Origin of the sequence: Actinokineospora iranica (assembly GCF_900101685.1) — a bacterium.
Taxonomy (GTDB): Bacteria; Actinomycetota; Actinomycetes; order Mycobacteriales; family Pseudonocardiaceae; genus Actinokineospora; species Actinokineospora iranica.
Map to the genome: position 1 here is coordinate 95,836 of NZ_FMZZ01000018.1, position 16,491 is coordinate 112,326.

The 16,491-nt window shown below is 67.0% G+C and carries 19 protein-coding genes, 4 tRNA genes and 2 pseudogenes; 14 read left to right on the forward strand and 11 right to left on the reverse strand.

The window, feature by feature from the left end; translation table 11 throughout:
• Window positions 1-299 precede the first annotated feature (299 nt).
• On the reverse strand, window positions 300-1,055 hold the full coding sequence (locus tag BLS56_RS26985) for an FHA domain-containing protein (protein ID WP_091456481.1): 756 nt from the start codon (window positions 1,053-1,055) through the stop codon (window positions 300-302).
• 226 nt (window positions 1,056-1,281) lie between these two features.
• Here BLS56_RS26985 and BLS56_RS26990 point away from each other — a divergent pair, with 226 nt between their 5' ends.
• Window positions 1,282-2,076 carry a polysaccharide lyase family 7 protein gene (locus tag BLS56_RS26990; RefSeq protein WP_091456484.1) on the forward strand — a complete coding sequence of 265 codons (795 nt, stop codon included), beginning with the start codon at window positions 1,282-1,284 and terminating at the stop codon, window positions 2,074-2,076.
• A gap of 88 nt (window positions 2,077-2,164) precedes the next feature.
• Entirely contained in the window at window positions 2,165-3,883 is a 1,719-nt protein-coding gene (locus BLS56_RS26995; RefSeq protein WP_175483068.1) for a serine/threonine-protein kinase, read from the forward strand.
• Window positions 3,884-3,952: 69 nt separating this feature from the next.
• Here the strand turns inward: BLS56_RS26995 and BLS56_RS27000 are convergent, their stop codons facing one another.
• Window positions 3,953-4,399: a hypothetical protein gene (locus BLS56_RS27000; RefSeq protein WP_091456488.1), complete on the reverse strand. Its 447-nt coding sequence runs from the start codon at window positions 4,397-4,399 to the stop codon at window positions 3,953-3,955.
• 334 nt (window positions 4,400-4,733) lie between these two features.
• On the opposite strand from BLS56_RS27000, the gene BLS56_RS27005 reads away from it, so the two are divergent.
• Window positions 4,734-5,249, forward strand: a complete 516-nt coding sequence (locus BLS56_RS27005; RefSeq protein WP_139191018.1) for a hypothetical protein — start codon at window positions 4,734-4,736, stop codon at window positions 5,247-5,249.
• Between the two features lie 964 nt (window positions 5,250-6,213).
• On the opposite strand, the gene BLS56_RS27010 is transcribed toward BLS56_RS27005, so the two are convergent.
• Window positions 6,214-6,498: a DUF4342 domain-containing protein gene (locus BLS56_RS27010; protein ID WP_091456493.1), complete on the reverse strand. Its 285-nt coding sequence runs from the start codon at window positions 6,496-6,498 to the stop codon at window positions 6,214-6,216.
• 70 nt (window positions 6,499-6,568) lie between these two features.
• Window positions 6,569-6,730, reverse strand: a complete 162-nt coding sequence (locus BLS56_RS31820; protein ID WP_175483061.1) for a hypothetical protein — start codon at window positions 6,728-6,730, stop codon at window positions 6,569-6,571.
• On the opposite strand from BLS56_RS31820, the gene BLS56_RS27015 reads away from it, so the two are divergent.
• The 5 genes and pseudogenes from BLS56_RS27015 (at window position 6,711) to BLS56_RS32610 (ending at window position 9,920) form a co-directional block, all read left to right on the forward strand.
• Entirely contained in the window at window positions 6,711-7,013 is a 303-nt protein-coding gene (locus BLS56_RS27015) for a dihydrofolate reductase family protein (protein WP_228771970.1), read from the forward strand. The genes BLS56_RS31820 and BLS56_RS27015 overlap by 20 nt on opposite strands.
• Window positions 7,010-7,432: a hypothetical protein gene (locus BLS56_RS27020; protein WP_091456498.1), complete on the forward strand. Its 423-nt coding sequence runs from the start codon at window positions 7,010-7,012 to the stop codon at window positions 7,430-7,432. The genes BLS56_RS27015 and BLS56_RS27020 overlap by 4 nt, the downstream gene beginning before the upstream one ends.
• Window positions 7,433-7,518: 86 nt before the next feature.
• Window positions 7,519-8,615: pseudogene (locus tag BLS56_RS27025) on the forward strand (IS256 family transposase); the annotation flags it as partial.
• A 272-nt stretch (window positions 8,616-8,887) separates the two neighbouring features.
• On the forward strand, window positions 8,888-9,193 hold the full coding sequence (locus BLS56_RS32605; protein WP_228771971.1) for a tyrosine-type recombinase/integrase: 306 nt from the start codon (window positions 8,888-8,890) through the stop codon (window positions 9,191-9,193).
• 283 nt (window positions 9,194-9,476) lie between these two features.
• Entirely contained in the window at window positions 9,477-9,920 is a 444-nt protein-coding gene (locus BLS56_RS32610) for a tyrosine-type recombinase/integrase (RefSeq protein WP_228771972.1), read from the forward strand.
• A 76-nt stretch (window positions 9,921-9,996) separates the two neighbouring features.
• Here the strand turns inward: BLS56_RS32610 and BLS56_RS27035 are convergent.
• Both BLS56_RS27035 and BLS56_RS27040 read right to left on the reverse strand, forming a co-directional pair.
• Window positions 9,997-10,068, reverse strand: a tRNA-Val gene (locus tag BLS56_RS27035).
• A gap of 40 nt (window positions 10,069-10,108) precedes the next feature.
• Window positions 10,109-10,528 (reverse strand): TIGR02611 family protein, encoded by a 420-nt coding sequence (locus BLS56_RS27040; RefSeq protein WP_175483069.1) that lies wholly within the window; start codon window positions 10,526-10,528, stop codon window positions 10,109-10,111.
• A 396-nt stretch (window positions 10,529-10,924) separates the two neighbouring features.
• Between BLS56_RS27040 and BLS56_RS27045 the strand changes: the two genes are divergently transcribed.
• The 4 genes from BLS56_RS27045 (at window position 10,925) to BLS56_RS27060 (ending at window position 11,736) form a co-directional block, all read left to right on the forward strand.
• Complete coding sequence (locus BLS56_RS27045) at window positions 10,925-11,350, forward strand: SsgA family sporulation/cell division regulator (RefSeq protein WP_018687187.1); 426 nt, start codon at window positions 10,925-10,927, stop codon at window positions 11,348-11,350.
• Between the two features lie 111 nt (window positions 11,351-11,461).
• A tRNA-Gly gene (locus BLS56_RS27050) sits at window positions 11,462-11,534 on the forward strand.
• Window positions 11,535-11,588: 54 nt separating this feature from the next.
• Window positions 11,589-11,660, forward strand: a tRNA-Cys gene (locus BLS56_RS27055).
• Between the two features lies 1 nt (window position 11,661).
• A tRNA-Val gene (locus tag BLS56_RS27060) sits at window positions 11,662-11,736 on the forward strand.
• A gap of 99 nt (window positions 11,737-11,835) precedes the next feature.
• On the opposite strand, the gene BLS56_RS27065 is transcribed toward BLS56_RS27060, so the two are convergent.
• The 5 genes and pseudogenes from BLS56_RS27065 to BLS56_RS27080 all read right to left on the reverse strand — a co-directional run bounded on the left by BLS56_RS27065 (window position 11,836) and on the right by BLS56_RS27080 (window position 15,449).
• Window positions 11,836-13,131, reverse strand: a complete 1,296-nt coding sequence (locus BLS56_RS27065; protein ID WP_139191019.1) for a tyrosine-type recombinase/integrase — start codon at window positions 13,129-13,131, stop codon at window positions 11,836-11,838.
• Window positions 13,132-13,183: 52 nt separating this feature from the next.
• Window positions 13,184-13,510, reverse strand: a complete 327-nt coding sequence (locus BLS56_RS27070; RefSeq protein ID WP_228771973.1) for a helix-turn-helix domain-containing protein — start codon at window positions 13,508-13,510, stop codon at window positions 13,184-13,186.
• 209 nt (window positions 13,511-13,719) lie between these two features.
• Window positions 13,720-14,367, reverse strand: coding sequence for a DNA methyltransferase (locus tag BLS56_RS33130; protein ID WP_139191020.1), 648 nt, complete (start codon window positions 14,365-14,367; stop codon window positions 13,720-13,722).
• Window positions 14,346-15,125 (reverse strand): annotated as a pseudogene (locus BLS56_RS33135) (DNA-methyltransferase); the annotation flags it as partial. The gene BLS56_RS33130 and the pseudogene BLS56_RS33135, both read right to left, overlap by 22 nt.
• 12 nt (window positions 15,126-15,137) lie before the next feature.
• Complete coding sequence (locus BLS56_RS27080) at window positions 15,138-15,449, reverse strand: hypothetical protein (protein WP_091456503.1); 312 nt, start codon at window positions 15,447-15,449, stop codon at window positions 15,138-15,140.
• Between the two features lie 76 nt (window positions 15,450-15,525).
• On the opposite strand from BLS56_RS27080, the gene BLS56_RS27085 reads away from it, so the two are divergent.
• Both BLS56_RS27085 and BLS56_RS27090 read left to right on the forward strand, forming a co-directional pair.
• Window positions 15,526-16,194, forward strand: a complete 669-nt coding sequence (locus BLS56_RS27085; protein ID WP_091456506.1) for a DNA polymerase subunit beta — start codon at window positions 15,526-15,528, stop codon at window positions 16,192-16,194.
• Between the two features lie 41 nt (window positions 16,195-16,235).
• The coding region (locus BLS56_RS27090; RefSeq protein WP_228771977.1) for a helix-turn-helix domain-containing protein at window positions 16,236-16,491 on the forward strand (256 nt) is incomplete at its 3' end.

Here is a 16,491-nt window from a genome sequence, read left to right on the forward strand (position 1 = left end):
GATTTCACGAGTGGCGTGGCGTCCGCCGACTGTTCGAACATCCAGATGTGACTTTAGTCGCGCTCGTGGGGACCGCTCCCGAATTGATATTGCGAGCGACTATCGCGCCGTGTGCGCCCGGTTGCCGGTTTGGGCGGCCGACCTGTGCCGATCTTGAAATGCCCGTCGGATTGGTTTCCCGCGCGAAATCGCTCGCGACCCAGGTGGCACTTTCGAGTTCGCGCCTTCTGAGTCGCGTGGTCGACGCCGAGCGCCCCGACCGTCGGTGACAGGAGCGGGCTGGGCGGGACCGGTTCCGCTCAGGACAACGGGTCGAGCAAGGCCAGGTCCGGTGGCACGAGGCTGGTGGACAGCATCAGCTCGCGCAGCAGGTTGTCGTTGAGCGTGTTGCCGACGGGTTCGCCGACCTCCTCGCGGAGCAGGCCAGGCACGCCACCGGCGGACAGCCGGGCGCGGACCTCGGCGACCATGTGCTCGACGCGCTTGACGCTCCAGTTGGCGTCCGGCCGCAGTTCCGCCATCACTTCCGCGACCTGTTGGCGGGACACGGGTTGGGGATTGGCCTCGTGCAGCAGGTAGCGCTGGCCCAGGGCGACGAGCAGGAGGCGTTCGTCGGGGGTGAGCCGCCATCGGGTCGGGGGCTGGATGACCGACTCGTGCTGGGGGACCAGCTGTTTGGCCGTGCCGTCGGCGACGTACAGCTCCAGCAGGTGCTCGCGGTCGCGGGAGCCGCGCACGAACAGCGGTGTGTAGCCGTTGGCCAACGGCACCGCTTCCTCGTCGCGGAACAGCCACCGGGTTCCGGGCAGCCGGATCGGTGACTGCCCGGTGTTGGCGACCCACCAGTGGCCGTCGCGGCGGGTGAGCAGGCCGTGCTGGCGGCTGACCCGCAGGTCGGTCTCGCCGACGCACAGGTCGACGTTCGGGCGGTTGCGTCCGAACCGGACAGTGCGCCCTTCGACGGGGTCGACGTGGAGGCGCCCGGTCAGCGCACGGGCGACGATGGCCCCTGGTGTGGCGTGCGGCACGCCGCGGGCCAGGCTGTCGTGGTTCATCAGGCTCCCTCAGGTCCGCCGACAGTGTGTCAACGCCGTCGGGGACCGGTCCCCTGGAACATGCCCGTCCGTGTCCGCGCTCGATGGGGGCCATGCGGGAACTCGTCCGATTATCGCCAGGAAGAGTCACGAAAGCACGCCCGCGGAATGCTTTACCCGAAAGTGTGGGAGACCCCTCCCGGTTGCGCCTTCTTAGGGTTCGCCGAAACCGATGGGAGGCCGAACGATGAGGAAGACCCTGGCGATCGCTGTGGCGCTCGCGCTGTCGCCTGCCGGATCGGCGGCGGCCGAGCCGTCCGCGCCCGAGGCGACCGCGAGCGGTGCCGACGGCGCCGTGCCCGCCGCGGGGTGCGAGGCGCCCGCGCAGGTGCTGGACCTGGCGAACTGGAAGGTCACGCTGCCGGTCGACAACCCCGACAAGGAGGACGTCCAGCCGCTGGAGATCACCCAGCCCCAATTGGACGACTACACGCTCGACCCGTGGTTCGTCACCGGTGAGAACTGCGACGGTGTCCGGTTTCGAGCCCCGGTCAACGGTGTGACGACGCGGAACAGCAGGAACCCCCGTTCCGAGCTGCGGGAGATGAAGGGGTCGAGGCTCGCGAGCTGGTCCGCCACGTCCGGCAAGCACACCATGGTGATCGACCAGGCGATCACCGAGCTGCCGAAGCGACGCCCGCACGTGGTGGCCGGTCAGATCCACGACGCCAGCGACGACGTCGCGGTGTTCCGGCTCGAAGGCCGGAAGCTGTGGCTGACCAACGGTGACACGACCAACCACAGGCTGATCACCGACGACTACGTGCTCGGCACCCGGTTCGTGGCGAAGTTCGAGGTGAGCGGCGGCGAGGTCCGCGCGTTCTACAACGGGCGGCTGGTCGACACGATCGACGCGGACTTCACCGGCGGCTATTTCAAAGCCGGGGCCTACACCCAGGCCAACTGCGGCAACTCGAAACCGTGCGACGGCGACAACTTCGGCCAGGTCACCATCTACGGCCTCGCCGTCACGCACAGCTGATTTCCGAATAGTGGAAGGTGAATGGTCGCCGATCCCCGCGCGCGACCGGCCATAGCGGGCACTCCCCGGAGTGGATAGACTACGTAGAGTGCGTACAGGGGATGTCGTCGACGGGCGTTACCGGCTCGAAGACGCGCGGGGCTCGGGTTCGGGCGGCACGGTCTGGACCGCGTTCGACACGAAGCTCAAGCGCGTGGTCGCGCTCAAGCGCCCGCACGGGGTCGCGAACTCGGCGGAACGCAGGCAGTTCCGGCGCGAAGCTGAGATCGCGGCCCAGGTGCACCACCCGAACCTGATCGCGGTGCACGACTGCGTGGACGACGGCTGGCTGGTCATGGAGAACATGGCCGCGGACAGCCTCGACAAGATCATCGCGACCGGGCCGCTGCCGCCTGACCGGGTCGCGCGGATCGGGGTGCAGATCGCGGGCGCGCTCGCGGCACTGCACGCCCAGCGGATCGTGCACCGCGATGTGAAGCCGGGCAACATCCTGGTCGGCGACAACGACCTCGCGAAGCTCACCGACTTCGGCATCTCAATCTGGCGCGAGGTCACCGGGACCGACGACGGCCGGATCAGCGGCACGCCTGGCTACACCGCGCCCGAGGTCGCGGGCGGGTTGGCCGCGGGTGCGGCGTCGGACGTGTTCTCCCTCGGCGCGACGCTGTACGCGGCACTGGTCGGCGCTCCGCCGTTCGGCACGGGCGACGCGGTCGAGGTGCTGGCCCGCGCTCGCGACAGCGAGATCACGGTGCCGGACGGGCCGCTCGCGCCGCTGATGACCGAGATGCTGGACCGCAAGCCCAAGCGGCGGCCGACCGCGGAGCAGGTGCGGCTGCGGCTGCGGGAGATCGTCGGCGACTGGGAGCCGCCCTCGCTGCCACCCGCCCGCACACCGCTCTGGCGGCGCGGGCTCGTCCAGGTGACCGGCGCGGGCCTGGCCGTCGCGGGCCTGACGGCGGCGGTGCTCGCCGTGGCGCTGCCGGAAACCGGGGACGGCCTCATCGGCGATGAGCACACGGCCGACCCGTGCGCGCTGCTCCGCGCGAGCGACTTCCGCGAGTTCGGCCCACCGGAGCTGAAGCCAGACTGGGCCAACTTCAACCGCTGCGACGTGCTGATCGACGTGGGGCGGAACGAGAAGCTCGATGTCGAGGTGCAGTTGGCGACTCTGGCTTCCCAGCGGCGGGACGCGACATGGCGCACCATCTCGGCTCCGCCGTTCGAGGTGCTCGCCATTCCGTTGCCCGACTCCGAATGCAACCGCATCGTGCTGGTCGACGACACGTACGGGGTCCGGGTGACCGCGACGATGGAGGACTCCCCGAAGGACCTGTGCCGGATCGCCGACATCGCGGTGGAGACCGTGCGGGAGGTGCTCCGCGCAGGCCCGATTCCCCGGCGCACCGAGGAATTCCCACCGGGATCGGCGGCGCACATCAACACCTGTGAACTCCTGCCGGACGACGCGCTGCCCGGATTGACCGCCGGGGTGAACGTGTTCGGTGGCTGGTCGTGCAAGTGGTACACGGCGATCACCAAGACCGGCGTCCACGTGCGCTACGACCAGCACGCCGCCAGAGCCGAGATCACGGGGACGCTGAAGCCGGTCGGCGGCCGTCCGGCCTACCTTGAGAAGAAGGACGGAGAGTGCACCTTCAGGGTGCCCTACCCGCCATCGAACCGGCCTGAGCGCGCCCTGGTGGACGTCCTGCTGGTGACCGTCGAGAACGACCAGCCCGAGGACCAGAGGTGCGCCACGGCCGAGCAGTTGACGAAAGTGGCCGCGGACAACATGAACCGGTGACCGAAAGCACCGGCCGGGGCCTTGGGGGAGTCGTCTCCTCGTCAGGCTTCATTTACCCATGCGGTTCATTCAGACCGGCTCAAGCAGTGCGGAGATTCTGGCGACTCGGCTGTGCGAATCGAACTCGAAGTGCAGATAACGGTCGTAGACCTCGTACCGGTCGAAATTCGGCCCGACACGTTCCGGATCGCCCAGGAGAGCCGTGACTTCGGCGCGGGTAGCGGTGGGGGACAGGCCGTCTATCAGCGCCGCAGGCCGCGGATACCGGCCGTAGGTTTCATCCTGGCTGTCTGGCTGGGTCCGCACCATGACCGATACCAAGACGCCGTTTTCGAAGAGCAGGTCCGTTCCGGCGGGCTTGAAGGTGAAATACGTCGACTTCTCGCCATCGAAGTCGAATTCCTCGACGTCCATGCGGGGGCCTACCAGGATGATCGCTTCGAGGATTCGGCTGTCGCCCTGTCCGCGCCCCAGCACGTCCAGCAGCACGGTCATTTCGCCGGTGACTGTGGCCATATTCCTTTCCTGTGATCCGAGGAGGTGGGCACGCTGAGATCGACGCGCGGCTGGAGGCAGTGCGACCAGGTTGTTTGGCTACCCGGAGCAGCGCGTCCTGGAGGACGCCGCGTTCGCCCGCGACGTGACCCCGATCCGGATCTTCGCGCTGTTGCTGCCGGTGTGGTCGGTCACCATCCAGGCCGGGTGACCGAGGCCCAGGACTACGAGCTGATCGACCGCTACCTCGTGCGCGGCATCGCCGAGGGCGCGGCCACCCCAAACGCCACTTCGCAGTCAACTCCAACGGGTGCCTGGAGCTAGGGTCGCCAAGACACCGGCCAGCGCCCGCGTGGTGCACCTGCCGCCGTTGCTGGCCGACCTGCTGCGCGAGCACCGCGACCGCAACCCCGATGCCAGGTTCGTGTCCACCGGAGCCCACGGCGCCCTCTGGCGGTGGTCCAACTTCCGCCGCAGGATCTGGCTGCCCGCACTGGCAGGCAACCCGAAACTGGGCTCGGCACCCCTCCAGGAAGACATGCACTTCCATGACCTACATCACATCCATCAGACCCGGCTGATCGAAGACAGCGCCCCCCGCGTCCTGCGCCTGACCCGACTGGGCCACCGCCGCAAAGACGTCGACGACGACTACAGCCACGTCACGGATGCCATGGTCGAACGCATGTTGATCAGGCTGCAAACCCGCTGGGAGCAGGATGGAGGCTGGACATGGCCCGAAACCGACGCAGTGCCAACGAAAGCGGCCCGACCCCTCCGGTATGGCGATTGGTCAGATCACGCTGCTTCCCAAAACGATCAACGCCCTGCCGGCAAGATCCGCTGGCAGGGCGTTGACCTGCATGTATAATCAGTTGGCGATACTGGGATCGAACCAGTGACCCCTTCGGTGTGAACTCCAGGCAAGCGGATCACCGCTGGTTGCCCAGGATGTGACGCGGGTGTCAGCGGTCGGCGCGGGCTGCGTTTGGTCACCCTGGTTGCTGCACAGCGGCCTGGTTCTCCTATGTGCCCCACTTGGGCGGGGGGCCCGGGGCAACAGGGCCTCGGGCCCCCCGACTTACCTATTTCCTGCGCTTCTTACCCGCGTCGCTGCGCTTCTTACGCCAGGCCCCATCCTTGCGCCTGTCGCGCTCCTGCTCTCCGCCACCCGGCGAAGGAACCGTCGGCACACCCACGTTTCTCATCCTTCCTGACGTCAGGACTCAGAAAGAACATCTCGACGGCGTAACAGCCGCTAGCCGGCCGAGCCGGGTCAACGCGACTGCGGTAGGTTGCAAGTGCGCCCCTGGCTCCTGGCCGAGGTATTCCTCCGATGAAGGCGGACTGCCTCCACCAGTGCCAACCCTACTCGTGACCTCCGACATTCTCTGGACGGTTACGACCCTTTGATCGGTTCTGGTCGCTCCGCTCGCCAAACGGTCTCTAGCTGATCAGCCCGGCAGAAACGCTTCCGCGCCAAGTGGCGCTCCACAATCTTCCACAAGACCACGGCGGCCCTGGGGACGGCCGTCGCTTTTTCCGTCCGCCGACGGCTGGAGCTGTCATTGCAGGCTGAATTGGTGCTACCGAGGGATCAGCAGTGGGCCGGGGTGCTGATGATCAGCTGAGGCTACTCACGTCTCGCTTTTGACCTCTGAAACCCGAACCCGCTGGCCAAGAGATCCGGCGACCCAGCAGACTGTCACCTCTTCGCTAGACGTCTCCACGTCGATCCGCCGCTGCACAACACGATTCACCTGCCCGGGCAGGTGCGTCTCGATGATCCGCGGTCCGGCTCCGGGGCAGGACACCCGGGCGTCACCTGCGGCGGATCACTCGGCGTCGGCGACTGTCGCGGGCGACGCGGCCTGCGATTCCCGGTTCTCGACCTTGATGCCGCACTTGCCGACCAGCGCCACCCCGGCTCCGATCGTCGTCGCCACTGGCGCGGCCAGCGCGGCCACCATGCCGACGGCCAACGGCACGTCCAGTACCACGTCGTCCTTACTGTCACGGACGACCACGCGGCGGTTGATGCCCTCGTGGAACAACCCTCGCACCGCGTCGACTACGGAGTCGGCGGCGGAGCGGGTCGACTCAGGCTTGGCCTCGTTCATGAACTCTCCTCGTGCTGTGGAACGGATCCCCTGACGACCTTGATGCTGCCGGTTCCGCAGCGGCGCGCCATCAGGGTTTCCCCGGGGTGTCCCCCTGATTCGCCCCGGCAGCCACCAACATGCCGAATTCGAGCTCGTAGATCCCCGCGTAGGTGTCGGCGCCTTGTGTGGGTGTGGCGACGTCGACGCGCACGTCGCGGGCAGTCGTGGCGGTGAACAACACCACCGTCATCGACCGCGATCCCATCCGTGCCATCAGCAGCCTCAAGGAGCAGCCGGGCGCCGACATCCTGCGGTATGGAGTCGGGCCGCTGTCCCGTGCGCTGATGGCAGAAGGACTCCTCGACGAGCTGCGCCTGTGGGTGCACCCGTTCCTCCTGGGCGCCGGCACTTCTGATGATCTGCTCTATCTCCCGGGTTCGTCGGGATCGTTCACGCTGGTGGAGTCGACAACGCTGCCGAGCGGAGTCGTCATCCTGACTTTCGCCGCGAAGAGGGAACAGGACGGACAGTGAGCCACGCCGGACTCATCAAGCGGCTACGCACCCCGCCGGACGACATGATGATCGACACCTCCGTCGCGCACCTGCCCGCCGTCCGCCCCTTGATCGACGCGGACGTCATGCCAGCCCGCGCGATCGTCGCATCATCCACTCCCCGAGCACTTGTAGCTGCACTCAGGCGCCCTCTGCTATTCACCTACGAATCTCTGGCCGCCTACGACGCCTTCGACGTCTTCCGCTCCCTGTCGAAGACTGCGCAGGATGCCTACGCGGTAAACTCGTTCCACATCGCACCACGAGCCATATTGGCGATGAGCACCTATTGCTCCGACATCGTCACCGACCTCACCTACTTCCATCCCTCGTTGGCCGACTTCGGCGCCCCGCTCGCCTCCTCCTGCACAGCAGCCAGGAGCACGCGGACCTCATGATGAGTCTGAGGCCGGCTACCCCCCGAGATACCGCGACCCTCGCAGCGATTGGCAGCAGGCCGGGCTACGAGGGGGACTGTAAAACGAGCGATCACCTGGGTTATGACTAGCACGACCGGCAGGCCACGGGACGGGGAACTTCCGCAATGGGACCCGGTCGAAGACCGTGCTCACCGACGTGGGCCCGGTGGAGATCGATGTCCCGCGTGACCGCAACGCGGAGTTCTCACCGAGGATCGTCGGCAAGCGGTAGAAGCGGTAGACCGGTGTCGATGAGATGGTGATCTCGTTGTCGGCCGAGGCATTGACCACCGGTGAGATCTCCGCGCACCTGGCCGAGGTCTACGGGACCGAGGTGTCATGGCAGACGATCTCGACGATCACCGACAAGGTGGTCGAGTGCATGGTCGAATGGCAGAACCGGCCCTTGGACCCGGTCTACCCGGTCGTGTTCATCGACGCCGTGCACGTCAAGATCCGCGATGGGCAGGTCGCGAACAGGCCGGTCTGCGTGGCGCTGGGTGTCATCACCGAGGGCCACCGCGACATCCTCGGGTTGTGGGTCGGTGACGGTGGTGAGGGCGCGAAGTACTGGCTGCACGTGCTCACCGAGCTGTGCAACCGCGGTGTCGCGGATGTGTTGATGCTCGTCTGCGACGGGCTCACCGGGCTGCCCGACGCGGCGACGACGGTCTGGCCGCGCACCGTGGTGCAGACCTGCGTGGTGCACCTGCTGCTCAACAGTTTCCGCTACGCCCCCCGCCAGGACTGGGCCCAGGTGGCGAAGGCCCTCAAACCCGTCTACACCGCCCCCACCGAAGCAGCCGCCAGCGAACGGTTCACCGAGTTCACCACCACCTGGGGCACCCGCTATCCCGCCATCATCAGGTTGTGGGACACCGCCTGGGCCGAGTTCGTCCCCTTCCTGGCCTTCGACATCGAGATCCGGAAGGCCATCTGCACGACCAACGCCATCGAATCCGTCAACGCCCGCATCCGCCGAGCGGTCAAGGCCCGCGGACACTTCCCCAACGACCAAGCAGCCCTCAAGTGCGTCTACCTGGCGGTGACGAGTCTGGACCCGACCCGCACCGGACGACGCCGCTGGCCCATGCGCTGGAAACCAGCGCTGAACGCCTTCGACCTCGCCTTCGACGGCCGCCTCGCCGCCAGCCGCAAGTAAACCCCTTCAACCCGAAGTTACACCGCTCGTTTGACAGACCCTGAGCGGGTGGACGAGTACATCAATGACCGCGTTGCGGCGGCGTCCTGATGTCGGGCCGGGCACGTGCCAACGGCGAGGGCTCAATTTACTCGTACCGAAATGGGTTCGCCGCTTACGTGTGGGTGGAGACACCGAGCGGTGAGCGGAAGCGGAAATACGTCTATGGCAAGACGCGCGAGATCGTGCACGAGAAATGGCTCAAGCTACACCAGGCCGCAAAGGTGGGGCCGGTGGCGACGAAGGTGCCGAAAGTGGGCGCTTATGCGTTGTCCTGGCTGGAGCGGGTCGTCAGGCCGAACTGCGCCCCGATGACGTATTCGACCACGCAGACCCTGGTCCGGCTGTACATCGTCCCGGGTCTGGGGCACTTGGCGTTGACGAAGTTGACCGTGGCCAACACGCAGGCGTGGTCGAACAAGGTCGCGGCGACGTGCCAGTGCTGCTCGCAGGGCAAGGACGCTCGCCGCAAGGTCGGTCGCCGGAAGTGCTGCGCGGTCGGCGAATGCTGCGGGATTACCTGGGTAAGCGCTCGTTGACCGATATCCGAACGACTCTGCGGAACCTGGTCAATCACGCGATGATGGAGGAGTTGCTGACCAGGAACGTGGTCGGTCTGACCAAGGTGCCCAAGCCGAAGCGCCGCCCGCCCCGGAAGTCGCGCCGCTGGTCGAATGAGCAGGCCCGACGCTTCCTGTCCTCTGCCCGCGACGACGGGGACCCAATGTACGTCGCCTACCTCCTGGTCATTCTCCTGGCCATGCGCAAGGGGGAGGCGCTGGGAGTCCCTGTCGACGCCACCGACAACGTGTTGGACGTGGGGTGGCAGCTCCAGCGGGTCGGGGGCGGCTGCTGCACAGGGAGACTAAGACCGAGGCGTCCGACGGCACGCTCCCGTTGCTCCCGGTGGTGACGGCGGCGATCCTCGACCGGCTGACGAAGCGGGCCGAGGACGAGAGCCGTGCCGGAGCGGCCTGGCAGGAGAGCGGCCTGCTGATGACCACGCGATATGGCAGGCCGATCGAGCCCCGGAACTTCAACCGCTCGTGGGACGCGCGATGCGCCAAAGCGAGAGTGCCGAAAATCACAGTCCATGACGGACCGCGGTCCTGCGTCACAATGCTCGCCGATTTGGAAGTCCCCCCGAGCGTCATGATGCGCATCCTGCGGCACACGAACATGAAGGTCACGGTGGAGATCTACACCGAGGTCTCCGACGAGCAGGTACGGGAGGCCCTGAGGAAGCTCGGCGACGACCTGGACTGACCCGCTGCTGTACTTCACTGCTGTACCCAACGCCAGAGGCCCACCCTCATGGTTGAGAGTGGGCCTCTGACCTGCGTGGGCGATACTGGGATCGAACCAGTGACCCCTTCGGTGTGAACGAAGTGCTCTCCCGCTGAGCTAATCGCCCGGCTCGGCTAGGCCGCGTCGACGTGGAAGAGAGTACAGGATCACCCGGCTGAGGTGAAAAGTGGGGACCCCAACCAGGGCCACTCGATGCCGAACCAGCCGCCGACCAGGGCGAATCCGTTCAGCAGCCAGATGGTGGCGACCACGATGACGCCGGTGAGGGCCAGCACGAGCAGGCGGACGGCGAGGCTCTGGCGCTTGAGCCAGTCGGTCCAGGCGTCGTATTTGCCGCGGCCGTAGGTGAGGACGCGGTGGGCCCAAGTGAACTCGACGGCGAGGATCGCCAGGCCCGCGAAGACGACGAGCCACCCCGGGCCGGGGTAGGGGATCATCAGGATTCCGCCCGCGAGAACGAGGCCGCCGACCACGGCGATGCCCGTGCGCCATACGGCGCGGGTCGTCGGGTTCTTGTCCGCCCAGTCCGGACGTGCCAGACCTTTCTGGCGAGCCTCGCCTGCCACTAGATCACGCACCTTCCACCCATCTGGCCCATTGTGCTCTTGGAGTACCCAGATGGCAGCGGGAACGATCAGGCCTGGCTGTGACCTGCGGGAAGGTGGCTCTGGCCACAACGGCGACCCGGCGGCCCAGGTCAGCGCGAGATTGGTGCGCCAGGCACATAAACGCCTGCGAATATTCGTGCCTGAGGCGCTACCAACCGGGAGAAAAACCAGCCAGTATGGGAAGCGCCTCGGAGCGGGTTTGTCACTTTGCGAAGCGGCACGGCTGCCTCGGGTGCGCGGCAGTGGCCCGGATGGGTGATGTCGGCTCGTTCGGCGTTCAGATCGGGGCGCTGGAGCGTCACATAGTAGGGGCTCAGTCGTTTTGGCTGGGAGGGGAGAAGAAGGGTAGCGACGATGCGAAACGATCACGTCACGCTGCGGTCGACCGCGGTGTTCGACCTCTTGGCGCCGAGGACCCCAGCGGTCCCGGTGAAGGTCGAACTGCGGTACGACACGCGTGATCCGTACGCGGTGGTTGCGGCGTTCCGCACCGGCCGCGCAGGCTGGGTCGAGTGGGTGTTCGCCCGCGACCTCCTCGCCGACGGCCTCATCGCAGAAGCGGGCGACGGCGACGTCCGGATCCGCCCCGCGGTGGACGACCCGGAGGTCGTCGTGATCGAACTCAGCTCGCCGTCGGGCCACGCCGTGTTCGAGGCGTCGGCCCAGGAACTCGCCGACTTCCTCGACCGCACCTACGACGTCGTCGTCCCTGGTAACGAGCACCTGTGGGTCGACGTCGACGAGGCGCTCACGCACCTGATCTCCACCGACCTCACCTGATCACCACCCCCCGATTTGGAGCGGCGAACCGGCGTCCGATAGAGTTCTGCTCGCACCACGGAGGAAGGGCCGGACGGGAAACCGCCCCGCAAGCCCCCAAACCGGTGGCTTGCGGACGTAGCGCAGCTGGTAGCGCATCACCTTGCCAAGGTGAGGGTCGCGGGTTCGAATCCCGTCGTCCGCTCGGAAGCGGTTCGGCCTCTGCGCCGGCCCCCCGGGGGCCAACCCTTCGGGATCCGGCGGAGTGGCCGAGTGGCTTAGGCAAGGGCCTGCAAAGCCCTGTACGCGGGTTCGATTCCCGCCTCCGCCTCGGGCGATTAGCTCAGTGGGAGAGCACTACCTTGACACGGTAGGGGTCACTGGTTCAATCCCAGTATCGCCCACCAGTTATATAGGCTGGTCAGACGACCCGTCGGTGATCTTCACCGGCGGGTTTTTCTGTTGGACCATGATCAGGCGGCGGTGAAATGGCGATGGGGTCTGGTTCACCCACTGGGTGAGTGGCCGGCCACCTCGATGTGGGGGAACCAGGTCCGTAGGCGCTCTTGTTCCGCAGCGGTCAACCCGTGCAGGGCGTCCTGCCAGCGGCGTTCGAGCACGGTGGTGATCTTCGTGCGCATCTCCGGGGTGACGTGATCGTAGACACGGGCGATGCCTTTCATCTTCTGGCCCAGTCGCGCTCGGCGGGCGACTTCGGGGATGCCGTCCTCGGCGAGCCAGGTGGAGTGGGTGTGACGCCCCTCATGGAAGGTGAACCAGGGCAGGATCGCCGGTCGGTGGTTTTCCGCCCAGGGGCGTTCGGGGGCGACTCCATCCCAGGCCGGGCGCCAGAAGCGCTGTCGGAAGTTCGAGCGTCGCCACGGTTTGCCCTCGGGTGTGGTGAACACGAACACATCGGAGTGGCTGTCGAGCAGCATTTCGTAGAACGTCGCGAGAGTCGGCGGCAGGTCGACCATCCGGGTGCCCGCCGGGGTCTTCGTCCGCCCGCGCTGCCGCCCCCGGGCCCGGCCTGCCCGTTCCGCGGTCGGGGATTCTTGGGCCTGCACGTGGTCGATGCTTCTGCCCGCTTTGAGGAGCGCGCCGTTGACCTCCTGCAGCGGTGCGCGGATGCCGATCGCCCGCCGATCGCGGTCGTACTCGTGTCGTTGTTGTCCGGCCAACTCGCTCCAGCGGGCGCCGGTGAACAGGTCCGCCAAGCAGAGCACGAACCCGCCCAGGCCCAGTGACTCGTGCAGGCGCATCGCCGCGCGCAACCCCTGCACCGGAGTCGCGATGAGGTGCTCGACCTCATACGCGCCGCCGGTCACCCGGATGCCGTAACACGGGTTGGCCGGGATCATGCGGGCCCGCACCACGGCGTTCATGATCGTGGAGAACGTGGCGAACACCGACGCCACCGTCGAGTCGGCCAGGTCCTCGTGCAGTTCCGAGACCCACTTCTCGATCTCGACATAGCTGTTGAAGATCCCGATCACCGGCCAGTCCCGCCACTGCGGCAGCAGGTGAGTGTCCAGATGCGAGCGGTACTTCACCGTTGTCCCGGGGGAGTGCCGTGGTGTGACCGCGGACATCCACTCCTCGGCGAAGTCACCGAAGGGTGTCTCGGCGTCGCGTGGGTCGATCCACATGTTCCGGCGGATCAGGGCCTCCTGTTCGTTGCCCCAGTTCTCGGCTGCTGTCTCCGAGGAGAACCCGGAGCGGCTTCCATAGGTCCCGTCAGGTCGTTTGAACCTGGCCCGCCATGGGTCCTCGCCGTCGTGGTCTTTCTGCGCGTAGGCCATCTTCCGTCCTTTCTATCTGCTGTCTTGTGGATTGGGTCCCGGTGTCGCGCGGTCACGCCACCAGGCGTGGACGTGATCGCCGTGTGGGTGGCTCGTGTCGGGACAGGCGCAGGATTTCTCTGACGTCGTCCCGGGTGAACCGGTAGTGCTTGCCGAAGCGGTGATGTGGAATCACTCCCGCTCCCGCCTGGTCCTTCAACGTCCTGGCCGACAACTGGAACAACTCCGCCAACTGCTCAGCGGTCAGCAACGCGTCGGGATCGGCAGGCAGCAGGCGGGAGATCTCCCGAAGAATCGAGCTGATCATCACCGCGTGGTCGAGCAAGGCCGCGAGAACGGTCCCGTCGGCGGCGGGCTGGCCGGGCGTTCGGTCGGTCATCGCGTCGTCACCTCCCTTGACTCGGTCAGACGCCCGCTCGCGCGGCGGTCGTCTCGGCACCGGCTCTCGTGCCGTTTGACACCGGGCGCGGATCGGCGAACTCCGGAACATCACGCCGTCCGCATCCGGTTCTTGTTTCAGGACTTGGGTTCGCGCGCCGTCCGGATCGATCCGCACCGCTGTATCCACGCTCGGAGGACCCCAGACGGTCAAGCCCGACGGACCGAAGCCTCGCCGTCACACGACACCGCGCCTGACACCCCGACCCGCTTGTTTCCCCATCCCCACCAGGTTCGGCGGCCACACACCCAGCGGGGCGGGCGACAGGGCACACCCCCGCGGTTGCCACAGCGGCGACACAGGCAAGCCCGGACCGCGATCCCCCGAGTTTCATGCTGCACGCTCCGTTGTCGTGTCGTGGCGGGGGTGACGATGAGTGGGGACTGGCCGCGGGTGGACAGGGGCGTGGCAGCCTTGGCCCGCTGTCGGGGGTCGTTGGCGCGCCAGTGGGCCAGGTGGCAGTAGTCGGCGGAGGCATCGGCGCTGATGCCGGTGCGGCCGTGCATGACGGCGACCAGGGCGGTGGTTCCGGTGCCCCCGAAGGGATCGAGCACGACCCCAGGGGTGGGCGCGGTGGTGTCCGGGCGGCGGCAGCCGTGGCCGTGATGTGTCGGACCGTGTCGTACCGCCAGTTTCCGACACCGGTCGTCTCGCCTTGGATGCCGCCTCGTTTCCACCCGCCGGAGGCAGGCTGGTTGTCGACGGTTCGCCGGGTCTCCACGACCGGGTGACGGCCTTGGCCGCAGGCAGTGCAGACCTCGCGGGGTGACCAGCCGAGGATCACTCGGCGGGGCCATTCCATGGGAAAGGCTGCGTAGTGGTCCAGGCCGAGTTCAGGGGGAACTCGCAGTGGTTGAGTGGGGATCTTCCACACCGAGCCGGGCAACTTTCCCACCGGGTGCGCGAACTGCGCGGGGTTCAGGGGCTGCGGTGCGCCCGGGGAAAAGCCGTCGCCCGCCTTGTACGCGCGCCTGGATCTGGCCGGTGGCGAGGGCGCGTGCGGTTGGCGGATCTCGTCGACGGCGGAGTAGTAGCGCGGTGAGACGGTGAAGTGGAACCACGTCTCGTGGCTGCGTCGCACCCGGTCGGTCACCGACTCGGGCAACCCGTTCGGCTTGGACCACACCACTTCCGCGCGGAGAATGAGCCCGAGTTCGTCGGTGCACCGGATCGCGTAGCGCCAGGGGATGCCCAGGAGCGACTTGGGGCGTCCGGCTTTGGTGGTGTCGCGGTAGCCGGTGCGGGTATACGCGGTCTTGCTGCCGCTGGCGCCGGTCGGCCCCGGCGCGCTGGTCGCGTACTTGTCGCCCAGGTTGACCCAGATCGATCCCGTCGGCTTGAGCACCCGTACGCACTCCCGTGTGACCTCCAGCAGCGCGTCGAGATACTCGCCCACGGTCGACTCGGCTCCGATCTGCGCTTCGTACGGCCGACCACCATCTGTACAGGACCTGAGCCCGTAGTACGGCGGGCTCGTGACAACGAGATCGACGCTGTTGTCGGCCAGGGGCAGGGATCGGGCGTCCGCGTAGAAGCACCGGCATCGGCCCGCGATGAATCTCGGGGCTCATGCCGCACGTTCCTCTGAGGCGGTGGCCGGTTCGCCGGAGCGGCAGGACCAGGGTGAGCAGCCGTCGGAGCCGCCGTCCTCGTTGGTCACTGTCGGGGAGGTGATCAATCGGAGATGTCGTGTGGTTTTGGTGGGTGTGTCGAGGTCGGCTTGGTCGAGTGGGACACAGGAGCGGTGCAGGAAGTATTGCCCGCGTAGGGGTTGGCCCTGGGCGGTGGCGTGCGGGTGGCCGTGGCGGATGGCTTTGTCAAAGGCGACCGCGTCGGCCCAGCCGTCGGGGTCGTTGTCGCGCAGCCATTTCCAGCCCACGCGGCCGTGGAAAGGGCAAGTTATTGCGAATATTCGGTAACGACTGACGGCGTCGTGGAGGAAGCTGTGTGGATGGATGCTGTCCGCACTGCCCGCGATTTCGTCGTTGATCGGTTTCCCGACGCGCTGGCCGCTGTCCTGGGGTGGCAGCGCGTGCACCGAGCGTCGAACCCCGTTGTCGGATCTCGACGTCGTGGTATTCGTCAGCGGGCCGCCCGCCCCGTTTCGCGAAACGACCGAACACGATGGATGGGTGGTCGAACTGTTCTGCCGCACCGTCGAGTCGTATGCGGCCTTCGTCGAGCGTGAGACCGAGGCCCGCCGCTCCCCGTTGCTGCACATGTGCGGTGAGGGCGTGCTGCTGCTCGACCGGGACGGCCTTGGACGACGAACCCAGGAGGAAGCGTCTGCACGGCTGCAGGCAGGGCCACCTCCGCTGTCCACGAACGAGTTGGAGGACCGCCGCTACCTGATCACTGACCTGCTCGACGACCTTGTCGGATCGTCCGACCACGAGGAGTCGATCTTCATCGCCAATCGGTTGCTGACCGCGGTTGGCGAACTGATCCTCGCCATGCAGCGATGCTGGCAATCGCACGGCAAGTGGCTGTTGCGTCGCCTCCGCGACGCCGATCGCCAGACCTGTGAAGACCTCATTCTCGGCTACCGACAACTGGTCGGCGAGGGCGATGCGAAGGTGTTGCATCAGGTCGCCTGGGCAGCCTCAGACGGTCGTAGCATGTGATCTTGGTGTTCGGTGGGGAAGGATTCCCTGTCGTGCGCAGGATGTTGACGTTGGCTGATCGGGAGGAGATCTCCCGTGGTCTGGCGGAGTCGTTGGAGTACAAGGAGATCGCTGTCCTGATCGGGCGTGATCCCTCGATCGTCTCGCGTGAGGTTGCCCGTCATGGGGGGCGGCGGGGGTATCGGGCGGTGGTGGCCGAGCGGGTCGCGGCGGCGGCGCGGTCGCGGCCGAGGGTGATGGCGGTGGACCGGTCGCCGGGTTTGCGGTCGCTCGTGCTGGGGTTGTTGCGTTTGGGGT